The sequence below is a fragment of the Mesorhizobium sp. M1C.F.Ca.ET.210.01.1.1 genome (assembly GCF_004791585.1).
Lineage (GTDB): Bacteria > Pseudomonadota > Alphaproteobacteria > Rhizobiales > Rhizobiaceae > Mesorhizobium.
This window is the reverse complement of record NZ_SRUU01000021.1, coordinates 80,845-103,014: the sequence shown is the minus strand read 5'-3', so window position 1 is coordinate 103,014 and position 22,170 is coordinate 80,845. Positions and strand designations below refer to the sequence as shown.

Genomic DNA, 22,170 nt, shown 5'->3' with positions numbered 1-22,170 from the left:
GCAAGCGAACAAGCGGTTGAGACGGCGCGCTGCCGGATTGATTCAGGTCCTTCACCCTGCCGGCGCGTAGCGGCTGACCACCATGCCACAGGCATAGGCTTTCGATCCAAGCAACTTCAGCCTGGCGAAGCCGCCCTGGTCGAAGATGCGGCGGCCGCTGCCCAGCACCGTCGGGTTGATGAAAAGCTGGAACTCGTCGACCAGGCCGGCTGCGATCAGCGCCGAGGCAAAGCCGGCGCCGCCGAAGACGGCGATGTTGCTGCCCTCGCCCGCCTTCAGAGCGTTGACCTCGCGCGGCAAGTCCCCGCTGGCAACACTCGTGCGCTCCCAGCGCGAGGCCTTGAGCCTGTCGCTCAGCACCGCCTTGCGCGCTTCGACGATACGCTGGGCAAAGGCATAGAAACGATCCTTCGGGAATTTCCGTGCCGCATTGCTCCAGTGGTTGAGATAGCCCTCCTCGGCCATCTTGCGGCTGAGCAGGATGGTGTCGACGGTTTCGAACACAGCGTTGAAGTCCTGCTTGAGCTCGCCATCCCAGCCACTGTCGTCGCCCCACCCCCAAAGCTGCCAGCGATGGTCTTCAGCGGCGCCGACGAAGCCGTCGACCGACATCTGCATCTGCAGGATGAGCTTTTTCATCGCACGGTCCTCCTTCCGGGTGGTGGTTTACTTTTGGAAGTATTGACCTGCAGGACAAATGGTGTCAATTGTAAAGTGATTTAAAAATGGAACCGTAGCCATGTCGACCAGGGATAGGTCCGGCTGTCCGATCAGCCTCTCGCTCGAACTCATCGGCGACCGCTGGACGCTGCTCATCATCCGCGACCTGGCCTTCGCCGGGAAAAAGCATTTTCGCGAATTCCTCCAATCGGCCGAAGGCATCTCGTCGCGGACGCTCGCCGAGCGGCTGCAGACGCTGCAGGATGAAGGCATCCTCACCCGCAGTGACGACCCGACCCATGGGCTGAAGGCGATCTACCGGCTGACGGAGGCCGGCATCGACCTGCTGCCGGTGTTGGCGACGCTCGGCGCCTGGGGCAGCAAATATCGCAAGGCCGATGATGACCTCGCCCGGATTGCCGACGAGCTGGCGGCCGGCGGCGAGCCGGCGATCAAGCGGATGAAGGAGAAGCTGAGGGCGGAACATTTGGGGTGAGGAGCTTTCAGCGGCGCTACCTCACGCCCCCTACGAAAATGACGATCGGCATCACACCTCGTAGTAATGAACCTCCAGCAAAAGGCATCCCGTCTGCGATCGAAAGGGGCCATGATAGACACCCGGTGGCCGGCAGGCGTAAGTGTTGGGAGCAAAACTCTGCGCCGGCTCTTTGGGTGACGCCGCGCCGACGATGAGATCGCCGGAAAGCAGATAAACCTCTTCCCAGTATTCGTGCACAAACGGCACCGAGGTGAAGGCGCCCGGCAGGAACCGGAGCAACCGCGTCCGGCTGCCCGTCTTGCCTGCTTCGTCGAGGTAGCCGGCAAGAATCTTCTGTTCGATGCCGGGCGGATAGCCAGGCGGCCTATGCCAATCCTCGCCCGCCATTGCGACAGCATGAAATTCCTTGTGCTCCTTGTGGATAGGCACGACGAACCTCAAGCAGCATCCAAGGCGCCGCGACCGGCTCCATCATCCAGGGAGTAGCTGTCCAGCATGTGGTCGACGAGCTGCGTGCAGCGGTCCCAGTCGAACGTGCGGAAGCTGTGCCCCTTGGTGACGAAGCTGGCGCCGGCATAGAACATCTCGTACTGGGTGTGGCGCGAGGCGAATTCCGAGCCGACCGCATCCCAGGCCAGCTTGAAGAACTTTACCCGCCCCTCCGATGAGGTGACCGGCGACTGCTGTGTCTTGTCGATGAGACCGCGCAGATGCGGATCGGCGAAATCCTGGGCCGAGGACGGCACCATGATCAGCCCGCCACCCGCCAGTTCGCGCAAAGCCGTGATCACCTCGCAGTAGAGCTGCTGCGTCAGCACCTGGGCGGAATAGAGCGTATGGGCATCCGGCACGAAATATGCGCCACGCATCCGGCCTTTCACCTCCATGGCGTGCACCAGCGCGTCGACCATGGCGTTCTGCGCCGCGAGCTGGCCCAGTGCTTCGCGCACCTGCGGAAAGCCGATGACGCCGTTCGTCTCGGCGATGCGGCGGGCGATGCCGGTGAGAAAACGCATCTTCACCATCAAACGGATCTGCGCCTGATAGTTCTGGAAGACGTGTGCCGGAGTGGCGTGGAACTGCCGCTGGCACATGGCGATGTCCTGGCTGATGAAGACGCGGTCCCAGGGAACCTTCACATCGTCGAAGTAAAGCACGGCGTCGTTCTCGTCGAAGCGGCTGGCAAGCGGGTTGTCGAAGACGCTGACAGCGCTTTCCTCGTAGGACTTTCGCGACAGGATCTTCAGACCGCCGGCATTCATCGGCACCGCGAAGGAGACCGCATAGGGTTCGTCGCCTTCACGCAATGGCTGGATGCAGGTGACCAGCACCTCGTTCGCCATGATGCCGCCCGTCGCCAGCATCTTGGCGCCGCGGATGGTCAGGCCGCCTGCATCCTGGTCGACGACGCCGCCAGTGAGGAAGCGATCCTGTTGTTCGCTCGCCGGCTTCGAACGATCCGCCTGCGGATTGAGGATGGCATAAGTAAGGTAGAGTTCGTTGTCCCTGGCGAAGCGGTAATATTCGGAAAGCGCGCCTGCGCGGGCCTTGTCGTAGGCTTCGAACACTTCGATGCCCATGAACATGCCGGAAATGCATGAAGCAACGTGGTCGGGGGCGCGGCCGAGAAAGCCGTAGTGAAGCTCCGTCCAGGCTTCCAGCGCGCTGCGCCGCTCGACAAGCTCAGCAAGGCTGCGCGGCAGCTGCCAGATGCGGTTGGCGCGGCGGCCGCCGCCCTCGGGAACCTCAAATGTCATCAGTTCCCGGTTGTCGGGCCGTGCCTGGAAATCATAGAGCGCGCCAACCGACCGAATGGTTCGGCGGAAGGCCGGATGGACGGTGACATCGCCGGCCGCCTGCCCGTTGATATGGACCTGCCTGCCGTCCCTCAACGTCTCGATATGCTGTGCGCCGGTCTTGATCATCTTGCCCTCCCTTCGTGCCAAGAAGTCAATAATGGATGTCGAGTGGCCAGAGCGGCGCCACGGTCTCGCCCGGCTGTAGCGCCGCGTAATGTCCCTTGCTGAAAACCAGGGGCCGGCGGTCACCGAAAGACCGGAACTGCCTGACCCTCGCAATGAAGAGGACATGGTCGCCGGCTTCGTGCCTGGCCCATGGCTCGCAATCGAACAACGCCGCGGCGCCGGGCAGCAACGGGGCGCCCGAGCCGGCCTGTCCGAAGCGCACACCCACCCATTTGTTGGAGAGCGGCCGCGCGAAGCGGTTGGAAATGTCCCTCTGGTTCTCGGAGAGAACATTGACCGCGTAACCGTCGGCCTTCTCCCAAAGCGGCAGGCTGACTGCCTTGCGATCGATGCTGAAGAGGACGAGCGGCGGCTCGAGCGACAACGAGTTGAACGAGCTCATGGTCATGCCGAGCCGTACGCCATCGGCCAGGCAGGTTACGACGCAGACGCCTGTCGGGAACTGCGCCAGCGCCTGCCGGAACGCACGCACGTCGAAAACCGTTTCCTGCTCGATGGTCACGCCCGCCCTTTCGAAGCCGTCCGTCAAGTCATCAGATCAAGTCACTCGCTGCCTGCCATTGTCCCTGTTGATAAGTCCTGAGGTCGCCACCTGCGCTCGGGCGGCCCATCCGGCCGCAACCGGCAGCCGCAACGCGACGAACGTGCATGCCAGATGCTCGGCGACTGCCGCGGCCGCCTGTTCGGGATCGCCGCGGCGTATTCCCTCAACAATCGCGGCGTGCTCGGCAAGAACGCTCTCGCCTCGCCCGCCGGAAATGGTCATTACATGCACACCCATGCGCAACTGGCGGTCTCGCAAGCTCTCATAGAAATCGGCGAGCACCGGGTTGCCGGCCGCGCGCACGATGGTGCGATGAAATTCCCGATCGCATTCGATGAAGGCAACCGGGTCCTGCAGCAGATCCACCTGCTCGGCGATTAACCGGTCCAGCTCGGCTGCAAGCATCTCGCCGAAACTCGCGGCGCGGCGGGAGCACCACTCCTCGACCAGGCCACGCGCCTGCATGACCGCTTCGATGTCGGCCTCGGTGATGGGGGGCACATAGGCGCCTTTCTTGGGCACGATCCGCAGCAACCCGTCGGCTTCGAGCCGCAAAAGCGCTTCGCGCACCGGTGTCCGCGACGTTCCCGTGCCGCGGCAGACCTCCGCCTCGGTCAGGAACGTCCCTTCCTGGCTGGGCAAAGTGAGCACGTGCTGCTTCAGCCAGCGGTAGACGATGTCCTGTGCCGCGTCGACATGACCGCCCAAGACAGAAGCCCCGGTTTCGCGTCGCTTACTCATAGACAACATGTATACATCATGCTTACATCTCGTTCAAGCGTTCCGCTGCATTGCACCCTGTGCAGCACGCCGCAGGCCCAGCCTCGGTCGACAATGACTGCCCGTTCCGTTTTCAAGACTTCGCAATTAGAATGAACGCCGGCTGAAGCTGGATTTGCCGCCATGATCGTCCAGGCCTGCATCAACGGCGCGCGTCCCGCCGATTTCCACCCTGCCCTGCCGCTCGACCCGGACGCCATGGCGCGCGACGGCGCGGCTTCGCTCGTGGCGGGCGCGGCCGAACTGCATGTCCATGCGCGCGGCGCAGGCAGGCAGGAAAGCCTTGCCCCGGAAGCGATGGACCGGACGGTGGCGGCGCTGCGCCGCGCCTGCCCCGGCACGCTTATCGGCGTCTCCACCGGCGCCTGGATCGAGCAGGACGACAGGCGCACGCTCGCGGCGATTGCCGGCTGGCATGAACTGCCCGACTACGCCTCGGTCAATCTCAGCGAGGCGGCGGCGCCCGAAGTGATGGAGGCCCTGCGCGGCCGCGGCGTCGGCATCGAGGCCGGGCTTGCATCGATCGGCGACGCGCTCAGGCTCGCCGGCCTCGACCATGGCGGGCGGGTGCTGCGGGTGCTGATCGAGATTTCCGAGCAGACGCTGGACGAGGCTTTTTCGGTTGCCGACGGCATCGAGAAGGTGCTGCAGCGCGAAGGCATCCGGCGTTCCATCCTGCTGCATGGCGAGAACGCCACCGTGTGGCCCTTCGTCGAGCGGGCCGCGGCGCGGAAATTGTCCACCCGCGTCGGACTGGAGGACGGGAAGGAATTGCCGGACGGCAGCGTCGCCGCAGGAAACGCGGCGCTGGTGGCGGCGGCGGTGAAGATTTATCGCAAGGCGTGACCCCGGCCAAAAGTCAGCCGAATTTCGTCAGAGGCTCGGCGGTTATCTCGACCCATTCGCAGCGCCGGCTGTCGTGGTAGAAGGATTGGAAGGGCGGCGGAAACGACGGGTCCGCGAACGCCCCCACCGGGATGGCGGTAAGGCCGGGCTGGGTGTCGATGCGATAGTGGACGGTGGTACCGCAGTCCGGGCAGAAGCTGTAGGTGACGCGGCCGCCCTGCTCGCCGATGCGCGTGAACTGCAAGGCGCGCCCCTCTATCGCCACGTCAGCTTCGGCAAACCGGACATTGTAGCTGAAGGCGCTGCCGGTGCGCCGCTTGCAATCCAGGCAATGACACACCGAGATGCGCACCGGCTCGCCGGCACAAGTGGCCGACAGCTGACCGCACGAACATTCGGCGCGACGCGTGACCATGCTGGCTCCTTTCAGCTCATGCTTCCCCAGGATCGCGCACCTTAGGACGGTTCGTCGCCCCGGCGAAGGACGTCAGGCCCGCCAGGTCGCCAGGTCCGCCAGAATTCGCGCCTTCACCGCGGAATCGGCGTAGCTCGCATGCACCGATGTCGCGGCCAGCTGACGGATCGTTTCGCCATCCCAGCCGAAGGTGTCGGCGCAGGCGGCGTAAGAGGCTTCGAGCGTCGTGTCGAGCAGCGCCGGATCGTCGGTGTTGATCGAGACGGGGACACCGGCCCTGCGGAGCGCATCGATCGGATGTTCGGCAAGCGACGGATAGACGCCGAGCGCGATGTTGGAGATCGGGCAGATGCCGAGCGGAATCCGTCTCTGCGCAAGCAGGTCAACCAGGGCAGGCTCCTCGATCACCCGCACCCCGTGGTCGATGCGGTCGGCGCCCAGCAGTTCGATGGCATCGCGGACGCCCTCGGGACCGCTCGACTCGCCGGCATGGACGGTCCGCCGCAATCCGGCCGCCGCGGCGCGGCGGAATGCCTCGGCGAAGCGCGGGCCGGTGCGGCCGGCGGCCGCTTCGTTGCCGTCGATCGAAAGCGCAACGACGCGCGGGTGCCTGGTCCTGCCCAGCAGCTCCACCAGCTCGATCGCTTCCTCCGCGGACTGGGTACGCAAGAGGCTGACGCAAAGCCCGACCGGCGGATATCCATCCTGCTCGGCGGCCGCAAAACCCGCATCGAACGCGTCGATCATCCCGGGAATATTCCTGTGCCAGTGCGGCCAGTGCGTCGGGTTGACGATGACGTCGGCATAGCGCACGCCGCTCTTGGCCATTCGCCGCGCAAACTTATAGGCGGTGACCGCCAGTTGCTCACGCGTGCGGAACGTGCCGCACAGCCAGTCGAGCATTTCGAGGAAGCTCTTCAGATCGTGCGCCTCGAAGAGCCTGTCGCGCGGGGCACGCAACGGAATGCCGGCCTCCTCGCAATTCCTGATCACGTCGTCGGCTTCGAAGCAGCCCTCGACATGGATGTGCACTTCGGCCTTCGGCAGTCCGATATAGTCGGTCAATAAAGCCTCCCGATCTGGTGGCCGAATTAAACCACGGGCGACGCGGTCGGCACTTCAAGAAATGATTGAAAGAATTTTGTGGAGGTCGAACTGGTCCTCACTGCGTGTCGGCGTTGGCCCTCAACTCGGCGCGCTTCTCGTCCGACACCACCGCCAGATCCAGCACCTTCTGCAGGCCCGCGGCGTGGCGGAAGTTCGGCTCGGTCTGGACGCCGCTGCCGACGGCCTCGACGAAGCGCTGGTAGTTGGTCAGCACGGTGCCGGCATCCAACACTTCCCACTTCGCATTTTCGACATTCTCGCCAACGCAGGCCTTCAGCAGCGAGCCTTCGAGATTGTGCACCACCTCGATGCCGCCCTTGTCGCCATAGATGCGCAGGCGAAGCTCGTTGAGATGGCCGGTCGCCCAGCGGCTGGCATGCACGACGCCGAAGGCGCCGTTGGCGAAGTCCAGCGTCATGGCGAAGCTGTCATTGGCGTCGAGGCCGTAGTCGCCGATGCGATTTTCCGGCGCCTTGTCGAAAGCGCGCAGCCGGCAGAAGACATGATCGATGTCGAGGGCCGCGCCATAGCTCGCGAAATCGAGGATGTGGATGCCGACATCGCCGAGCACGCCGTTGGAGCCGTGGCCGCGCGACAGCCGCCACAGCCATTTCGGGTCGGTGCGCCAGTCGCCCCAGAATTTCGACACCAGCCAGCTCTGCAGATAGGACGCCTCGACATGGCGTACCGTGCCGATCTCGCCGGCCTGCACCATCTGGCGTGCCTTCTGCAGCGGCGCGACATTGCGATAGGTCAGGTTGACCATGTTGACGACGCCAGCGGCCTCCGCGGCATCGGCCATTTCGTTCGCCTTGCCGAAATTCTCGGCCAGCGGCTTCTCGCATAGCACCGGCTTGCCGGCGGCAATCAGCGCCATCGTGGTCGGATGATGGATGCGGTCCGGCGTGACATTGGCGACCGCATCGAAATCGCCCCAGTCGAGCGCCGCCTCCAGCGAGGTGAAGCGCTTCGGGATCTTGTAGGCATCGGCATATTCGCCGACGCGCGCCGGATCGACATCTACGGCGCCGACGATGTCGACGCCCTCGATGGCGCTGAAGCGGCGGGCGTGCTCCTGCGCCATCCAGCCGGTACCGAGTATCAAAAGCCGCATTATGCTTCTCCAAGCGGATTGGTTCGATTCAAGTGATATGGCGCAATCTGGCCCAAGCGTTGTCTTCGCGCAATTCCCGAATGCTTTAGCGGAAGCCGGCCTCGCCGGCCGCGTGCAGCTTGCCGCCGCGCTCGACGATCGGCTCCAGCGCCTTCTCGACGGGCACGTTCGGCGCGTTGAGGATCGCCGGCTTCGACCCCCGCGGGTTATGCGCCCACTTGACCGCGTTGCGCAGCACCTTGTGCACGGTGGCGTCGTGATAGGTCGGATAGGTTTCGTGCCCGGGGCGGAAGTAAAAGACATTGCCGGCGCCGCGCCGGTAGGTCAGCCCCGAGCGGAACACCTCGCCACCCTGGAACCAGGAAATGAACACCGTCTCCAGCGGTTCCGGCACGGCGAACTGCTCGCCATACATCTCCTCGTTCTCGAGCTCGAAATAGTCGCCGATGCCTTCGGCGATCGGATGGCTGGGGCTGGTCACCCAGAGCCGCTCGCGCTCGCCGGCCTCGCGCCATTTCAGCGTGCAGGGCGTGCCCATCAGCCGCTTGAAGATCTTCGAGAAATGGCCGGAATGAAGGATGATCAGCCCCATGCCTTCCCAGACCCGGCGGGCGACGCGCTCGACCACCTCGTCGGCGACCGCGCCGTGGTCCTTGTGGCCCCACCAGACGAGCACGTCGGTCTCGGCGAGGCGGGATTCCGGCAGGCCGTGCTCGGGCTGCTCCAGCGTCGCGGTCGAGGCGGAGATCGCCTTGTCGGCGTTCAGCGCGTTGGCGATGGTCGTATGCATCCCTTCCGGATAGATGCCGGCGACCACTTCGTTGGTCCGCTCATGGATGTTCTCGCCCCAGACGACAGCGCGAATTGTCATGGTGTCCTCGTGAATGATTGTGAGGGTGGAGCCGCCCCGCGCCATAGATAGCGCCTTCGGTTGGTATTGGAAGCGGTTTTCGACGATCGGTTGCAAACGCCGGCGTCTTCGCCATCCCAGAGTCTGCGCTCCGCTTCGCGTTGCTCCGCCCTGATATGACGAAGCTGCGGTGGACAGCGCCAGAGACCCCGCCAGCCCGAAGTCTCCTTCCAGAACAATAACATACGCCCTTATGCTCCCATGTTGATTCAACCGCCGCAACCGATTGGCAATCGCCATGCCTCGGCTACAATACCGGCCATGGGCGAAGTGCTTGTAGGCGCAGCAATCTTTGCTTGTCTGACTGGTGCCGCGCTGGTCAGCCTGATGGTCTATGAGCAATTTCCCAGCCACCACCGCCAGGACGACACCAGCGCCGTGGTCAGGCTTGCCGCGAACCTCTTCGTGGTGATGTCGTCCCTGGTGCTCGGCCTGATGGTCAACTCAGCGAAGAACACATTCGAAACCATCGACCACAACGTCCACAATTTCGCGACGCAATTGATCATCCTCGACCGATCGCTCAGGCAGTATGGGCCGGAGACGGACAGTGCCCGCGCCTCGCTCGCGGCCTATCTGCAGCGCGTCGTCGAGGCCACCTCGGCCAGCCAGAAGTCGCCGGCGGTCGCCAATCAGCTCTCGGAACTGCTGCTCAACCAGGTCGGCGACCAGTTGGCGGCCCTGGCCCCGCCCGAGGCCAGGCATGCGGCGGTGCTGCAAAGCGCCACCCAGCAGTTGCAGAAGGTGATCGAGCAGCGCTGGGTGCTGGTCGAACAATCCGAAGGCGTCATCCCCTCGCCGCTGATCGCCCTGCTCGTGGCATGGCTGATGCTGATCTTCGCCAGCTTCGGCTTCCGCGCGCCGCGCAATGCCACCATCGTCGGCACGTTCGTCGTCTCGGGCGCGCTGGTGGCGGCGGCAATCTATCTGATCGTGGACATGGATTCGCCCTTCTCGGGCCCGATCCAGGTCTCGCCGGCGCCCCTGAAAAGGGCGCTGGCGGAACTGACGCAGTGAAAGTCACCGGCGGCTCAACGCCTCGACCAGCAGCCTGGCGGCCACATCGGCGCCGTCGGCGCGGATCAACTGAGCGACCGCGCCAGCCCGGACGCGGGATTCGGGAGCCGGCGCCGTCGCAAGCGCCGCCGACAATGACTGCGAGCTCGGCATCGCTCCGTCATGCGCGGCACCGATGCCGAGCTCGGCCACGCGCCGCGCCCAATAGGGCTGATCCCCGATCTGCGGCACCACCACCTGCGGCGCCCCTGCCCGCGCGGCGGCAAGTATCGTGCCGGCGCCGCCGTGATGCATGACGGTGCACACACGCCGGAACAGCGCTTGCTGGTTTACATCGCCGACAGCAAAGCAGTCGTCGCCATCGTCGATCGGGCCGAGCTCGGCCCAGCCATGCGCGATGACGGTGCGCCGGCCCAAGGCGCGGATCGCCTCGATAGCCGTGCGGCCGGCCTCGCTCGCGACCGCAATGGAGCCGAAGCCGACATAGACCGGCGGGGGGCCGGCCTGGAGGAACGCTTCCAGCCGGGCGGCGAGCGGCCGCTCGTCGGCCAATATCCAGGCGCCGGTCTGCAAGGCGTCGGTCAGGTCCGAAGGCAGCCACGGCCCCAGCACCGGGTCGCAGGCAAGCAGGACAGGATCGCCGAAAACATGGTCGCGAACATTCTCCACCGCGGGCAAGCCGAGCGATGCGCGGTGGCTGTTGATCGCCTCGCCGAACAGCGCATTCTTGGTCGCGATATCCGTCTGCCACAGCAGCCGGTTGTCGCTCACCCCGGCTGGAAGCGGATGTCCCGGATATTCGTGCGGCCGCTGATGTTGCGATGGCAGCCAGATGGGGCAGAAGGTGCCAAGGATGTAGCGCATGCCGTGTTGCTCCGCGACCAGCCGCGCGGCCGCGCAGGACGGAAACAGTCCGCACGCCACCACGGCATCGCAGCCTTCGGCAGCCGCGGCCAGCACATCGTATTGCCTGGCGACGATCTCGGCCGCTTGGCCGGAAATGAGCGCGGCCACGCCTTCGGGCGGCGACGATGTCCGGCGCCGGATCATCTCCTTCACCCATTCACGCACCGGCGAGAAGGCCGGCACCAGCGGCACGCCGGCGCGACCGCAGAGCGCGGCGAACTCCTCATCGCCGGGGACGCTCACCCGCACCTCGGCGCCGAGTGCCTGCAGCCGCGCGCCAAGCGCCACCACCGGTTCGACATCGCCACGCGAGCCGTAAGTCGACAACAAAATCCGCATCTGGAAGCTTCCCTTTTCCTAGGTTCAGGTCGAGGGCAGCGTTCATACGCCATGGCCGGGGTCTTGCCGCAAGTCCGGGGTGCGCCATATATGCTTTCTGGGAGGGAGAGCTTTCCGTTACCTCGTCCGCAACGCAATGGAATCGGCCGCTGCCTCGCCTGCAAGCAACGTGGCAGGGGCATCGAGCGTGCGCGTCGCGCATCCTGCGCGCCGATGGCGGCAAGGGTCGTAAACGTCAGGGATCGAAGGCAGGTTACCGGCAGCAAAGCTGCTGCCGGCACAATGGACTTGGATCAGCCCTGGCGCCCTTCCTGGGCGACCTGGGTGGGCGATCTGGTCAAGCGCGGCACAACGACGAGGCGCTTGATCTTGCCTTTCTTATAGGCGGACAGGAAGCGCTGGTAGTCCTTGAAGACGACGCAGCCGTTGGATTCGGCGCGGCCGCCGCGCAGCATGTAGGTGTGGGCGAGCAGGCCGTTGCGGTTATATTTGTTGCTGCCGCTGGTCGGCGTCAGCCGGATCGCCTCGACGCCGTGGAAGCGCGATTCACGCATCGACAGATTGTAGGTGTCGGGCGGTGTCGGGCCAACATTCTTGCGGTTGACGAAGCGCGGCTGGTCGACCATCGAGCCGTACCCCGAATGCGCCTCGAGCTTCGAGCCGTCGGGCATGTAGACCGTCGCCGCCGAGATGTCGTAGACGGCGACGCCATTGCCCGTCGAAGGCGAATTGAACAAGCTCCCGAAAGCCCTGCCGAGGCCGCCGCGCTCAGGCGTGTCCGGCTTGGCGTAGGCGAGCATCTCGGAAGGCTGCGCCTTGCCGCGCCTGGCCGGCGCGGCATTGATCGGCTTCGATCCCTGCACGCCCGGGAGCGTCTGGTCGGAACTTCTCAGCGAGCGCGGCGACTGCTGGCCTTCCGCGGTATCGACGGCGGCCGGCTGCGGCTTGGCAGGTTCCGGCCTGGCTGGCTGGGGCCTGGCCGCCTGGCTTGCCTGCGGCTTGGCAGGCTCGGGCTTGCGCTCGGCATTCTGGTCGGGTGCCTCAGTCGCGCGCTCGAGCGTGGTGCGCGGCCTCAAGCCCGGGACGACGATGCTGTCGGGCAAACCATCCTGCGGCGGCAGCGAGGCGACCTGCACCTCGGCTTGTCCGTCGTCGGGAGCACCTGCCGAAAGATCGGGCGCCTCGCTGTTGGCGAGCGCGACAGCGGTCGGCACGTCGACCGTCTCTTCGGGCATGACATTGGCGAGCGCCAGCGCAAGTTCGGACGCACGCTTGACGTCGACCTGGCTTGAGCCGAAGCGTGCCTCGGCCGGACCGCTCGGATCGGTCTTGGCGGCGCCGCCGAAGCGGCTCGCCGCCGGCAAGCTCGCAAGGAGGAAAGGCGCGTTCTCCGCACGATGGAAGGCATCGGCGAGTTTCTGCGGCGACAGCCCGGCGCGCTTGACGACGCTGTCGAAGCGGTCGGCGACATCCGCGGCGGAAGCCTCCAGAACGACCTCCTCACGCGCAACCTTGATCTTTTCAAAAGCGACGCTATCCGGTGTCGCCGGCTTCAGGCGCGCCGCCTTGCCGTCATGGGTTACAGCCGAGGGCGCGAAGCTGGTGGCAAGACCGACACAGCCGGCATCGCAGCCGCCGGTGAGCGATCCGGTCTTGTAGCCGCCGGTCGCAGCAAGGCGCGGCGCCCAGGCGTTGGCAAGCCGGCGGCGCTGGTCGGCGAGCGCGATGTTGCGCGGCGCGACCAGGCTCTGCGGCAATCCGTTGGAGGCGGCGGTGAGCGAGGTGCTGACCGAATAGAGCCCGGCCATGGTCGCCACCGACCAAAGGGCGAGCGCGGCGCCGACAGCGGGCACCACAACCCAACGATGACCACCAGATTTCTTCGAAGTTACCCCCTCTTCAGGAGCGTCACCCCGGTTCTTCAAACGCAAAAACGCCATACGACCACTCTCAATCGGCATGCCGGTTTGCGGACCTGGCACCCGTCACGATCACAGTTCGCCTGGTGCCCCCTGCACCTTCACGCGTCTGTTGCCGATTGATTCAAAAGATGGACAAAGATGGTTAACCAATCCCTCCACCAATCGCCATTGTGGCGACGGTCCATACGAAAAAAGAGCCTTCCACGGTCTCCGCCACGGTAAAATGCTCTCCCTCACCCGCTTTGCTGCCCGTTTTTCCAGCCCCTGTCAAGAAACCGTGATGACTGGAACCGCGGCAACTTTGGCCGCGTAGGGAGCGATTAGGGTTAAAATGCGACCGCGCGGCGAGGCGCTGGAACAAGCCGGCCAAAGATATAGTGGGCCAGCAGGCAAGGCGGTCGAATGATATTGCCGGGACGGATTTTCCCCAAAAAAGTTACCGGCGCCGGGGCGGAGGCGATGACGAAACACTTGTACTGTCGCCTGGCGGATACTCACCGGCTCGTGGCCAGGCCCTGACTATGCTCGCGGTGTTCAGCGCGTTTCGTCGGATCCGTCGGCGACGCCGACATGATGCCGGTAGACCATGCCCCAGCCCTTCCAGCCGGTGAACAGAAGGATGAGGACCACGATCAGCGACAGGACCAGGCCGACCGGCACCACCGCCGCCTCTCCCTGGGCATAGCGCGAGTACCAGTTGTAGAGCTCGATCAGGACGACAATGAGGTTGCCGCCGGCGTGAAGCCACGCGTCCCGAAGGTTGCGGATCCGGGTATCGCCCAACACATCGGTCAGGCCGGCGAGAGCGGCCAGCGCAGCCATGACCAGACCGGCCCCCAGCAGCCAGAGCGAAGCGGTGACCCAGCCCGGATTGCCGGTTCGCCAGAAGACAAGGTCGCACACAAAGGTCGCGACGAAGAAGGCGATCGGGAACGGTATCAGCATTGCATGGACAGGATGGCCGGCAATGCTTGCGGTGCTGTGCGGATTGTGGGTGATCGTGTCGTGCGTCATCGTAATGCCTCCCGCAGGCGTGGCGAGCGCCGCCTCGGGCCACATCACAACTAATCACCGGCTGGCGGCAAAAAGCCGGATATCAATCGAACTCGGATGCGTCCGGAATGTTCCACAAGCTCGGCCGGTGTGCGGGCGCTTCAACGCGCGACAGCAACGGCCGACATAACCCCATATGCTGTTGCACGGATCTCGGCCGAAACCGAGCCAAAACAAACATTTATGTGCTAGTCTTGCGAACCATCGAACGAACGGCGGGTGATCGCGATGCTGGAAACGGACAAGGTATTCGCCGGCTCGATTCCGGAAAACTACGACCGCCATATGGTGCCGTTGATTTTCGCGCCCTACGCCACTGATCTTGCGCGGCGAGCGGCGGCGTTCTCGCCCGGCGCCGTCCTGGAGACCGCCGCGGGCACCGGCGTCGTCACCCGCGCTTTGGCGCCAAAGCTGTCTTCCGCCGCAAGCTATGTCGTTACCGACCTCAACCAGCCGATGCTCGACTACGCCGCTTCGCGGCAAGGACCCGACAGCCGCATCCAATGGCGCCAGGCGGATGCCCTGGCGCTGCCGTTCGGGGACGCGGCCTTCGATCTCGTTTGCTGCCAGTTCGGCGCGATGTTCTTTCCCGACCGCCCGGCCGCCTACCGCGAGGCGAGGCGCGTGCTGAAGCCCGGAGGACGGTTCCTGTTCAGCGTATGGGATCGCATCGAGGAGAATATATTCGCTGATGACGTGACGAATGCGCTGGCAAGGACTTTCCCGAACGATCCGCCGCGCTTCCTGGCGCGCACGCCGCACGGCTACCACGACAAGGACCTGATCCGCAGCGATTTGGAGCGCGCCGGTTTCTCCGACGTGGCGATCGAAACGCGAGCCGAGCAAAGCCGCGCTTCCTCGCCGCGCGTTCCGGCCGTCGCCTATTGTCAGGGAACGCTGCTTCGCAACGAAATCGAGGCCAGGGACGCAGGAAAACTGCAAGCCGCGACCGACTACGCCGCCTCGGCGATCGCGGACAGGCACGGCAGCGGCGAGGTTGCCGCCAAGATTCAGGCGCATGTCATCGTGGCTGTGGCCTAAGGCGTGCCGTGATCTTTCGCTCCGTGCGCTTTAGGTTTTTGATTTTGCGCATGTCTTCGTCCCGAAACCGGTTCCCACTTTCGGGAGACAGGTTTTAGGCAGTTCGGCTTCGCGCCAGGCGCGCATCGGCCAAACCGGGGACCGGCTTCGTCTTGCCGCTGAGCCGCGCGCCCAAGGTCAGCGCCGGCGGAAAATTGCGGACAACCGTTTCCATAAGCGCGGCGCCACCCGGGCCAAGGGCGATGCTGGCGATGGCTTCAGCGGCAAGGACCCGCGTCGAGAACAGTCCCCGCCAGGCCGCCCCATAGCGCCCGCCAGCCGCCTCGCGTTGCCCCTGCCCGCCCGTCGCGGCGCCGAGTTCAAGCGCCAGGAGCCAGCCGGACTGAAGCGCCATCGATATGCCCTCGGCGATGATCGGATGCGACTCGCCGGCGGCATTGCCAACTCGGAAGATGTCCTTTTCGTAGCCGGCGCGAATGCCTGGCCGGATCGGGCCGGCGGCAAGCCATGGACCGTCGAGGCAGGCCTGCTGCAGGGCCGCCCGCGCGCCCCTGCATGTCGCCATGATATGATGCTCGACGGCTTCGGCCGCCGAGACATGGCCGCCGCGCTCGCGGGCAAGGCTGCCGCGCAGCCGGACGAGCATGTCGCGCCTTATGCAGCACGAGATCGACATGCGGCCATGGTCAGCCATGACCATGCCGCCATAGCCGCCAGGAAACGTCAGCAGCGGCATCAGGTCCGGCGGCAGCGACGACCCGGTGAAATGCGCCTTGAAGCCGAGCAGGTCCGAGGGCCGGCTTTGCTTCTCAAGCTGGCTGGGCAGCGGCCCCGGCTCCCACGAACCGTGCGCGGCAACGATCACCGGCGCCAGCAACATCGCCTCGTCGCGGGACTTCTCATTTTCAATCCGCACCACCTGGCGGCTGCCATCGCGTTCGATGGCGACGGCGCGGCAGGGTTGGAAGACTTCTGCCCCGGCCGAGCGGGCCGCATCGAGCAGCAAGCTATCCAATATGTCGCGGCCGAGCGCGCGGCCGAAGCCGTCTCTTGCGGCAGGCTCGGATCGCACGCCCGGCATCGGCGCTTCGATTGAGCTGTCGCCGCAGAAGAGACCGACCCGGCGGATTTCGGGACCGGCCTCGGCGCGCCAGGAATCGCCGATCCCCAGCCGGTCGATAAGCGCCAGATTGCTTGCTGAGATGTATTCGCCGCACACCTTGCGGCGCGGAAACGCGCTCTTCTCCACGATCGCGACGACCCAGCCGCGCCGCGCGAGCGCCAGCGCCGTCGACGCGCCCGCCGGGCCGGCGCCGATGACGATGGCATCGTGGGTGGATGGCCGCCTCATGACGCATCCGCGGCCGGCGCCGCGCCGGCGAAGACATGAGAGAATGGCCCGGCGCGCCGCTCCTCCAGCGGGCTGCCGCCGGCGGCGCTCCAGAGGTGGGAAAGCTCGCTGTCGCGGAAGCCGGCGCGCACGCTCTGGGCGGCGTCATGCCTGGTGACGCCGTTGGCGCCGATCACGGCGAGAAGACCGGTCGCAGCCAGCGCCAGGCCCGCGCGCAGCGGTTCCGTCGCCAGGATAAGCGGAGCCATGCACTGCAAAAGCGAAAACAGGCGGAGCAGCCCGGCGTCATCGAAATGATGCAGGAAAAGGTTGACCGCGATCGCATCGAAGCGCCTGCCCTGAGCCTCCTCTGCCCAATCGAAGACGTCGGCGGTGATGGTTTCAAGCGTCCATCCGAGCCCGGCGAAATCCGCCGCGAGCCTTGGCGTGACAAGAGCGGCGCGATCGAGCATCGTCAGGTCCACCTCGCGCCAGTCGCTTGCCATGCGCCGGGCCACTTTCAGCATGAAGGTGCCGTCGCCGGCGCCGATCTCCAGAATGCTGCCGGGCGGCTTCGGCAGAAATTTCCTCATGAGCGAGGCCATGATCGGCGCCTGGAACATCAGCGCATTGATGCGCCGCAGGTCGCGGCGCGAGGCAAGCGCCCGCGCATCGTCGGCCGGGAGCCCGTCCAGGATTTCCGGGACGAGGCTGCGCTGGGCGAGCGCGCTCATGCGACGGTCCTGAACAGCATGGTCTCGGCCGTCAGCCCCGGTCCGAACGACATGCCGCAACCGAGCAGCCCGCCGGGCTTCTTCAGCATCTTTTCCATCACGAACATGACGGTCGGCGACGACATGTTGCCGTATCGGCGCAGCACCTCGCGCGAGGCTTCAAGCGCCGCGGGCTCGAGGTCGAGCGCCCTCTCGACGGCGTCGAGAATGGTGCGGCCGCCGGGATGCACGACCCAGAGGTCGATCGCCTCCGGCGCCCGTCCGCCGAGGAGGGCGTCCTGGTTGTTGCGCAGCGCCTGCTGGACCGCCGCCGGCACCTGGCCGGAAAGAAACATGTCGAAGCCGTGGTCGCGGATATCCCAGGTCATCAATTCCCGTCGCTCGTCAGCGACGGTGCAACAGAAGGAGTCGAGCTCGATGCCGGGCGGCTCGGCGGTGACGAGGCTTGCCGCGCACCCATCACCCCAGAGGCAGAAGGACAAGAGTTTTTCCAGTTCGCTGGTCTCCCTGATGTGCAGGGTGCAAACCTCGATGTTGACCAGCAGCACCCTCGCCCGCGGATCCGAGCGGACGATGTGGCGGGCAAGCTTGAGGCCGTTGACCGCCGCATAGCAGCCCATGAAGCCGATCATCGTGCGTTCGATGCCGTCCGGCAGGCCGCAACGCCGAACCAGGTCGAGGTCGATGCCGGGCGCCGAGAAACCGGTGCAAGAGGTGACGATGAGATGGGTGATGCGCGACGCCTCGTCGCCGAGGTGAAGCCCGTCGACGCCGTTTTGCGCCAGGACGGGCGCGGCCTCGCCGAACATCGCCATTCTGGCGGCCGTTCCGGGGAACGCGCCGCGCCTGAAGGTTCCGGCAAGGTCGACCGACGGCCCTTCGGGGTCGAGGGCGGGCGCGAAGCAGGAGAAGCGACGCTCGATGCCGGCGAGGCCGGCCATGCGTTCGAATATCCTCCTGCGATCGGCGGCGAGCATGGAGGCGGCATAGCGCAGAAAGAACTGATGGACTTCGTGCTCCGGAACCGCTGTCGCGATCCGGTTGATATAGGCGTTGGCGGGCATGTTCTGTCTCCCTGGGCGTCGGGCACGGTGCGCGCGGCTGCCGGAGGGGTTCCTTGCTCATAGACGCCGATGTCAGCGCCAGGCGTTGAGCGTTGCCTGTTCAATAAACGTTTCAGAAAACCCGTTTCTTCCAAGCGTATGATTCCAGATCAAGAACTTCGCAAAGGATCAGGCGCAAAATCAAAGTGTTACAGTCCCTTCCGCAAGCGGAAGACGCGCCGTGCCGCAAAGGGCATGGGAGCTGGCTCGAAGCTTCGGCCTGTCGGGCAAGGGCCTCGGGCCGATCACTTGCTGCCCTGCGCCGTTCCGGGCACAATCAGGACTCCCTGATCGCGCTCCGAATATCTGAAGCCGATGAAGAACAAGGCGATGAGGATGAGACAGAGCGCCAGCACGATGGCTAGGGTCCTTCCCGGGTTTTCGGCAGGCGGTTTGTCTTCCATGGCAGTTCGCCTCGCCTATAAACCCTGCGAGAGCGGCAAGGGTTCCGAACTCAAGGCGCGTTGCTCAATTGGGGAATGCCGAGTGTCCTGCCGCGATCATGTGACATCGATGACCACCATCAGTCCGCCGCCGCCCTTCTCCTCGACATTGGTGTTCGTGGTGTGATGCGGGATGTGGCAGTGGATGAGCCATTTGCCGGGACGCTGTGCCCTTCCAGACGACATCATAGCGCTGGCCAGGTCCGACATTGACCGTGTCCGCAAGGAAGCGGGCCGATGGGGAAATCGTCTCGCCGTCGCGCGCGACGACCTCGAACGGGCCGCCATGGATGTGCATCGGGTGGATGAAGCCGTTGTTGGTGATCCATTCGCCGAGGGCAAATTGCCGCCTGACAATGGCGAGACGGTCTTGATGTCGCAGCAGTGGGCAATCACCGGCTTGGGGGCTTGCAAAAGCCGCGCTTTGCGATCAGCCTGACGCAATGATGGCTCGGCTTTCGCCAAAACATCTTCTGGTCATGCTGTTCGCGGTCTTCCTGACCGCCGGGTTCAGTTTGTCCGCCGTACAGGCCAGCACCATGTCGGTCCGCATGACGGGCGCCATGGCCATGCCCGCCGATACGGGCATGGGCAAAATGGCCGAGTCAGACATGAAGGGCGATTGCAACGCCTGCCTCAAGGACAAGGGCGACAAAGGCAGCCCGATGCAGTGCCCGCCGGTCTGCATCGCGCCAGCGCTCGCTGTGCTGCCGCAGGATTTCGGGGTGACGCCGGTCGCCTTGGTGCAGCATCCATCGGCCTTGCCCACCCCGTTCCTGCACGGGCGAAGTTCTCTGCCCGATCCATACCCTCCCAGACCCAGCGCCTGACGCCGTTTCAGCCGCAACACGGCTGATGCCCGGCGCCTGACCGCCTGCGCGCGCACCGTTGCGCCGTGGGCGCGCATGGCAATCCGGGTCGATGTCGAGCCGCTCGCCATCGATCGAGGTCGCAAAGGGTTTGAAGGGTGAATTACGATTTCCGTTACACCGCGTCGCGCCGCGGATTTCTCGCCGCAGTGGCGGGCGCCGCCATATCCGCGTCGATGCGCACAGCCGTCGCCTCCGCCATCGACGAACGCCAAATCAAGGTCGCGCCGGGCGAAACCCGGTTCAGTGGCGCCGACGGCCCGCCTACCGCCGTCTGGACTTACAATGGCACTGTCCCCGGCCCGGCGTTGCGGCTCAGGCAAGGTCAGCCGGTTCGCATTACCGTCGAGAACGGGCTGGATGAGGGCACCACCGTCCACTGGCACGGAATCCGCTTGCCGAACGCCATGGATGGCGTGCCGGGCCTGACGCAGCCGCCCATCAGACCTGGCGAAAGCTTCGTCTACGAGTTCACGCCGCCGGATGCCGGCACCTTCTGGTATCACCCGCATGCCGACAGCCTGGTGCAGATCGGCCGCGGGTTGGCCGGCCCGCTGATCATCGAGGAGGCCGAGCCGGTCGCAGTCGACCGCGATCTCTTGTGGTTGCTGCAGGACTGGCGGCTCACCAAAGACGGCCGGATCGCCGGAGGCTTCGGCAGCATGATGGATGCCTCGATGTCCGGGCGGGTCGGCAATCTGGTGACCGTCAACGGGCAGGCGCAAGGCGGCCAAACCGTGCGGGCCGGCGAGCGCCTCAGGCTGCGGCTCGCCAATGCCTCGCTTGCCCGCATGATGGCGCTCCGCTTCGAAGGCCACCGGCCGATCGTCCTGGCGATCGACGGCCAGCCCTGCGACGCGCACGAGCCTGAAGATGGCCGCCTGGTGCTGGCGCCCGCCATGCGCATCGACATCGCGCTCGACATGCAGGGCGATCCCGGCAGCCGGCATGACGTGATCGACGACTTTTACGACGGCCTCGCCTACCGGCTAACCACGCTCGCCTACGACAAGGCGCCTCCGCTGCGGGCGCATCCGCTTGACGCGCCACAGGCCCTGCCGCGCAATTCGCTGCCCGAGCCCGACCTGGCGAACGCCGTGCGCCAGGAGATCGTGCTGCAGGGCGGCATGATGGGCGGCGGCAAGCTTGCCGGAGTCGGCGGCATGACGGGCATGGGGATGCCCGGCATGAACGGCGGCGCTGCCTGGGCGATCAACGGCATGTCGATGACCGGCGACGGTCATGCCGGCATGGCGCCGCAGTTCACGCTTGAGCGGGGCGCCTCTTGCCATCTCACCATGCGCAACGAAACCGCCTGGTGGCACCCCATGCACGTTCATGGCTTTAGCCTCTCCGTACTTTCGCGCAACGGCTCGCCGGTGCCGCACCGGCAATGGCAAGACACGGTGCTTCTAGCCCCCAGGGACGTGATCGAATGCGCCTTCGTCGCCGACAATCCCGGCGACTGGATGCTGCACTGCCATGTCGCCGACCACCAGATGGCCGGTTTGATGACCGTGTTCCGGGTGACCTGATCCGATCCAACCCATCAACCAAGGAGAACTGCAAAATGAAACTGACCTACGCACTGACCGCCCTCGGCCTTGCAATCGCAACGCCGCTGCCGGCACTCGCCGCGACGATCGAGGCGGTGATGTACAAGAACCCGCAATGCAGTTGCTGCGAGGCCTATGCCGCGTATCTCGAACAGAACGGCTTCAAGGTCGACATCAAGCCGGTCAACAATCTCTCCCAGATCAGCAGCGATGCCGGCGTGCCCGCCGACCTCGAAGGCTGCCACACGATCATGGTCGACGGCTATGTCGTCGACGGCCTGGTGCCTGTCGATATCGTCAAGAAGCTCTTGACCGAACGGCCTGCCATCACGGGCATCACACTGGCCGGCATGCCGGCGGGTGCCCCTGGCATGGGCGGCGAAAAGACGGAAACCTGGACCGTCTATGCCTTCACCAAGGACGGCAAGGCGCCGACCGTCTATGCGAAGGAGTGAGCGTCCATGACCGCAGGCAAACTGGCCGTGGCCCTTTCGGCAATGCTGCTTGCGGCCTTGCTGCCCACAGCGGCGGCAGAGGCGCCGCAGAACTTCGCCGTTCCCGACACACCCGCCGCAGACCGGAGATCGGCTTCGCGGACGCTGCCGGCCAGCCGAAGACACTGGCCGCCTATTCCGGCAAGGTGGTGCTGCTCAACATCTGGGCGACCTGGTGCGCGCCCTGCCGCCAGGAAATGCCGACGCTCGACCGCCTGCAGGCCGAGCTCGGCGGGCCGGACTTCGAGGTCGTCGCCCTGTCGATGGACCGCAAAGGCCCCGACGCCGTGAAGAAATTCTTCGCCGAGACCGGCGTCACGCACCTAGCCCTCAACATCGACACCTCTGCCCAGGCGATGTTCACGCTTGGCGCCGTCGGCCTGCCGATGACGCTGCTGATCGACCGGCAAGGCAAGGAGATCGGCCGGCTGATCGGACCGGCCGAATGGGATGCCCCCGACATGGTCGACTTCATCCGCGGCCGCATCGCCGCCAAATGAGAA

Annotated in this window: 24 protein-coding genes and 1 pseudogene; 8 read left to right on the top strand and 17 right to left on the bottom strand. The window is 65.3% G+C overall.

Annotated features, from left to right (window positions below):
* Window positions 1–51: 51 nt before the first annotated feature.
* Window positions 52–639 carry a dihydrofolate reductase family protein gene (locus EN853_RS22360; protein ID WP_127861430.1) on the bottom strand — a complete coding sequence of 196 codons (588 nt, stop codon included), beginning with the start codon at window positions 637–639 and terminating at the stop codon, window positions 52–54.
* A 100-nt stretch (window positions 640–739) separates the two neighbouring features.
* Here EN853_RS22360 and EN853_RS22355 point away from each other — a divergent pair, with 100 nt between their 5' ends.
* Window positions 740–1,156: a helix-turn-helix domain-containing protein gene (locus EN853_RS22355; RefSeq protein ID WP_127861431.1), complete on the top strand. Its 417-nt coding sequence runs from the start codon at window positions 740–742 to the stop codon at window positions 1,154–1,156.
* 51 nt (window positions 1,157–1,207) lie between these two features.
* Here the strand turns inward: EN853_RS22355 and EN853_RS22350 are convergent, their stop codons facing one another.
* From EN853_RS22350 to EN853_RS22335, 4 genes are read right to left on the bottom strand one after another with little or no spacing between them, the layout of a single operon-like run.
* Window positions 1,208–1,600 carry a cupin gene (locus EN853_RS22350; protein ID WP_245517148.1) on the bottom strand — a complete coding sequence of 131 codons (393 nt, stop codon included), beginning with the start codon at window positions 1,598–1,600 and terminating at the stop codon, window positions 1,208–1,210.
* Window positions 1,597–3,084 (bottom strand): 4-hydroxyphenylacetate 3-hydroxylase N-terminal domain-containing protein, encoded by a 1,488-nt coding sequence (locus EN853_RS22345; RefSeq protein WP_127861432.1) that lies wholly within the window; start codon window positions 3,082–3,084, stop codon window positions 1,597–1,599. The genes EN853_RS22350 and EN853_RS22345 overlap by 4 nt, the downstream gene beginning before the upstream one ends.
* A gap of 25 nt (window positions 3,085–3,109) precedes the next feature.
* Window positions 3,110–3,673: a flavin reductase family protein gene (locus tag EN853_RS22340; RefSeq protein ID WP_210234803.1), complete on the bottom strand. Its 564-nt coding sequence runs from the start codon at window positions 3,671–3,673 to the stop codon at window positions 3,110–3,112.
* Window positions 3,674–3,682: 9 nt separating this feature from the next.
* The gene (locus EN853_RS22335; RefSeq protein WP_245517147.1) at window positions 3,683–4,396 is read right to left on the bottom strand and encodes a GntR family transcriptional regulator; all 714 of its coding nucleotides are present in this window, start codon (window positions 4,394–4,396) and stop codon (window positions 3,683–3,685) included.
* A 195-nt stretch (window positions 4,397–4,591) separates the two neighbouring features.
* Between EN853_RS22335 and EN853_RS22330 the strand changes: the two genes are divergently transcribed.
* On the top strand, window positions 4,592–5,314 hold the full coding sequence (locus EN853_RS22330; protein WP_127861434.1) for a 3-keto-5-aminohexanoate cleavage protein: 723 nt from the start codon (window positions 4,592–4,594) through the stop codon (window positions 5,312–5,314).
* A 13-nt stretch (window positions 5,315–5,327) separates the two neighbouring features.
* Here EN853_RS22330 and EN853_RS22325 read toward each other — a convergent pair whose 3' ends face one another.
* The 4 genes from EN853_RS22325 to EN853_RS22310 form a co-directional block, all read right to left on the bottom strand.
* Window positions 5,328–5,729: a GFA family protein gene (locus EN853_RS22325; protein WP_127861435.1), complete on the bottom strand. Its 402-nt coding sequence runs from the start codon at window positions 5,727–5,729 to the stop codon at window positions 5,328–5,330.
* Between the two features lie 72 nt (window positions 5,730–5,801).
* On the bottom strand, window positions 5,802–6,794 hold the full coding sequence (add, locus tag EN853_RS22320; protein WP_127861436.1) for an adenosine deaminase: 993 nt from the start codon (window positions 6,792–6,794) through the stop codon (window positions 5,802–5,804).
* Between the two features lie 97 nt (window positions 6,795–6,891).
* Window positions 6,892–7,950, bottom strand: coding sequence for a Gfo/Idh/MocA family oxidoreductase (locus EN853_RS22315; protein ID WP_127861437.1), 1,059 nt, complete (start codon window positions 7,948–7,950; stop codon window positions 6,892–6,894).
* Between the two features lie 85 nt (window positions 7,951–8,035).
* Window positions 8,036–8,821, bottom strand: a complete 786-nt coding sequence (locus EN853_RS22310) for a ThuA domain-containing protein (protein WP_127861438.1) — start codon at window positions 8,819–8,821, stop codon at window positions 8,036–8,038.
* 300 nt (window positions 8,822–9,121) lie between these two features.
* Here EN853_RS22310 and EN853_RS22305 point away from each other — a divergent pair, with 300 nt between their 5' ends.
* On the top strand, window positions 9,122–9,877 hold the full coding sequence (locus EN853_RS22305) for a DUF4239 domain-containing protein (RefSeq protein ID WP_127861439.1): 756 nt from the start codon (window positions 9,122–9,124) through the stop codon (window positions 9,875–9,877).
* 3 nt (window positions 9,878–9,880) lie between these two features.
* Here EN853_RS22305 and EN853_RS22300 read toward each other — a convergent pair whose 3' ends face one another.
* From EN853_RS22300 to EN853_RS22290, 3 genes are all read right to left on the bottom strand, one after another.
* Window positions 9,881–11,122: a glycosyltransferase gene (locus tag EN853_RS22300; RefSeq protein ID WP_127861440.1), complete on the bottom strand. Its 1,242-nt coding sequence runs from the start codon at window positions 11,120–11,122 to the stop codon at window positions 9,881–9,883.
* Between the two features lie 293 nt (window positions 11,123–11,415).
* Complete coding sequence (locus EN853_RS22295; protein ID WP_245517146.1) at window positions 11,416–12,975, bottom strand: tlde1 domain-containing protein; 1,560 nt, start codon at window positions 12,973–12,975, stop codon at window positions 11,416–11,418.
* Between the two features lie 603 nt (window positions 12,976–13,578).
* The gene (locus tag EN853_RS22290; RefSeq protein ID WP_167524564.1) at window positions 13,579–14,058 is read right to left on the bottom strand and encodes a DUF2231 domain-containing protein; all 480 of its coding nucleotides are present in this window, start codon (window positions 14,056–14,058) and stop codon (window positions 13,579–13,581) included.
* A gap of 267 nt (window positions 14,059–14,325) precedes the next feature.
* On the opposite strand from EN853_RS22290, the gene EN853_RS22285 reads away from it, so the two are divergent.
* The gene (locus EN853_RS22285; RefSeq protein ID WP_127861442.1) at window positions 14,326–15,138 is read left to right on the top strand and encodes a methyltransferase domain-containing protein; all 813 of its coding nucleotides are present in this window, start codon (window positions 14,326–14,328) and stop codon (window positions 15,136–15,138) included.
* A 94-nt stretch (window positions 15,139–15,232) separates the two neighbouring features.
* Here the strand turns inward: EN853_RS22285 and EN853_RS22280 are convergent, their stop codons facing one another.
* From EN853_RS22280 to EN853_RS22265, 5 genes and pseudogenes are all read right to left on the bottom strand, one after another.
* Window positions 15,233–16,489, bottom strand: coding sequence for an FAD-dependent oxidoreductase (locus tag EN853_RS22280; protein ID WP_127861443.1), 1,257 nt, complete (start codon window positions 16,487–16,489; stop codon window positions 15,233–15,235).
* Window positions 16,486–17,202, bottom strand: a complete 717-nt coding sequence (locus EN853_RS22275; protein ID WP_127861444.1) for a methyltransferase domain-containing protein — start codon at window positions 17,200–17,202, stop codon at window positions 16,486–16,488. Before EN853_RS22275 ends, EN853_RS22280 begins: the two co-directional genes overlap by 4 nt.
* On the bottom strand, window positions 17,199–18,266 hold the full coding sequence (locus tag EN853_RS22270) for a type III polyketide synthase (RefSeq protein ID WP_127861445.1): 1,068 nt from the start codon (window positions 18,264–18,266) through the stop codon (window positions 17,199–17,201). The genes EN853_RS22275 and EN853_RS22270 overlap by 4 nt, the downstream gene beginning before the upstream one ends.
* 284 nt (window positions 18,267–18,550) lie before the next feature.
* Entirely contained in the window at window positions 18,551–18,709 is a 159-nt protein-coding gene (locus EN853_RS34095; RefSeq protein WP_167524563.1) for a hypothetical protein, read from the bottom strand.
* Window positions 18,710–18,805: 96 nt separating this feature from the next.
* Window positions 18,806–19,076, bottom strand: a pseudogene (locus tag EN853_RS22265) (multicopper oxidase domain-containing protein); the annotation flags it as partial.
* Window positions 19,077–19,194: 118 nt separating this feature from the next.
* Between EN853_RS22265 and EN853_RS22260 the strand changes: the two are divergent.
* From EN853_RS22260 to EN853_RS22245, 4 genes are all read left to right on the top strand, one after another.
* On the top strand, window positions 19,195–19,578 hold the full coding sequence (locus EN853_RS22260; RefSeq protein ID WP_127861446.1) for a hypothetical protein: 384 nt from the start codon (window positions 19,195–19,197) through the stop codon (window positions 19,576–19,578).
* A gap of 137 nt (window positions 19,579–19,715) precedes the next feature.
* Window positions 19,716–21,152, top strand: a complete 1,437-nt coding sequence (locus tag EN853_RS22255; RefSeq protein WP_245517144.1) for a multicopper oxidase family protein — start codon at window positions 19,716–19,718, stop codon at window positions 21,150–21,152.
* Window positions 21,153–21,187: 35 nt separating this feature from the next.
* Entirely contained in the window at window positions 21,188–21,628 is a 441-nt protein-coding gene (locus EN853_RS22250) for a DUF411 domain-containing protein (RefSeq protein WP_127861447.1), read from the top strand.
* Window positions 21,625–22,167, top strand: coding sequence for a TlpA disulfide reductase family protein (locus EN853_RS22245; protein WP_245517143.1), 543 nt, complete (start codon window positions 21,625–21,627; stop codon window positions 22,165–22,167). The genes EN853_RS22250 and EN853_RS22245 overlap by 4 nt, the downstream gene beginning before the upstream one ends.
* Window positions 22,168–22,170: the final 3 nt, after the last annotated feature.

Bases quoted from the DNA above. Each gene is read 5' to 3' on its own strand.
- EN853_RS22360 (WP_127861430.1), bottom strand. From the start codon at position 639: ATGAAAAAGCTCATCCTGCAGATGCAGATGTCGGTCGACGGCTTCGTC.
- EN853_RS22355 (WP_127861431.1), top strand. From the start codon at position 740: ATGTCGACCAGGGATAGGTCCGGCTGTCCGATCAGCCTCTCGCTCGAA.
- EN853_RS22345 (WP_127861432.1), bottom strand. From the start codon at position 3,084: ATGATCAAGACCGGCGCACAGCATATCGAGACGTTGAGGGACGGCAGG.
- EN853_RS22330 (WP_127861434.1), top strand. From the start codon at position 4,592: ATGATCGTCCAGGCCTGCATCAACGGCGCGCGTCCCGCCGATTTCCAC.
- EN853_RS22325 (WP_127861435.1), bottom strand. From the start codon at position 5,729: ATGGTCACGCGTCGCGCCGAATGTTCGTGCGGTCAGCTGTCGGCCACT.
- EN853_RS22315 (WP_127861437.1), bottom strand. From the start codon at position 7,950: ATGCGGCTTTTGATACTCGGTACCGGCTGGATGGCGCAGGAGCACGCC.
- EN853_RS22310 (WP_127861438.1), bottom strand. From the start codon at position 8,821: ATGACAATTCGCGCTGTCGTCTGGGGCGAGAACATCCATGAGCGGACC.
- EN853_RS22305 (WP_127861439.1), top strand. From the start codon at position 9,122: ATGGGCGAAGTGCTTGTAGGCGCAGCAATCTTTGCTTGTCTGACTGGT.
- EN853_RS22300 (WP_127861440.1), bottom strand. From the start codon at position 11,122: ATGCGGATTTTGTTGTCGACTTACGGCTCGCGTGGCGATGTCGAACCG.
- EN853_RS22290 (WP_167524564.1), bottom strand. From the start codon at position 14,058: ATGACGCACGACACGATCACCCACAATCCGCACAGCACCGCAAGCATT.
- EN853_RS22285 (WP_127861442.1), top strand. From the start codon at position 14,326: ATGCTGGAAACGGACAAGGTATTCGCCGGCTCGATTCCGGAAAACTAC.
- EN853_RS22280 (WP_127861443.1), bottom strand. From the start codon at position 16,489: ATGAGGCGGCCATCCACCCACGATGCCATCGTCATCGGCGCCGGCCCG.
- EN853_RS22275 (WP_127861444.1), bottom strand. From the start codon at position 17,202: ATGAGCGCGCTCGCCCAGCGCAGCCTCGTCCCGGAAATCCTGGACGGG.
- EN853_RS22270 (WP_127861445.1), bottom strand. From the start codon at position 18,266: ATGCCCGCCAACGCCTATATCAACCGGATCGCGACAGCGGTTCCGGAG.
- EN853_RS34095 (WP_167524563.1), bottom strand. From the start codon at position 18,709: ATGGAAGACAAACCGCCTGCCGAAAACCCGGGAAGGACCCTAGCCATC.
- EN853_RS22260 (WP_127861446.1), top strand. From the start codon at position 19,195: ATGGCTCGGCTTTCGCCAAAACATCTTCTGGTCATGCTGTTCGCGGTC.
- EN853_RS22250 (WP_127861447.1), top strand. From the start codon at position 21,188: ATGAAACTGACCTACGCACTGACCGCCCTCGGCCTTGCAATCGCAACG.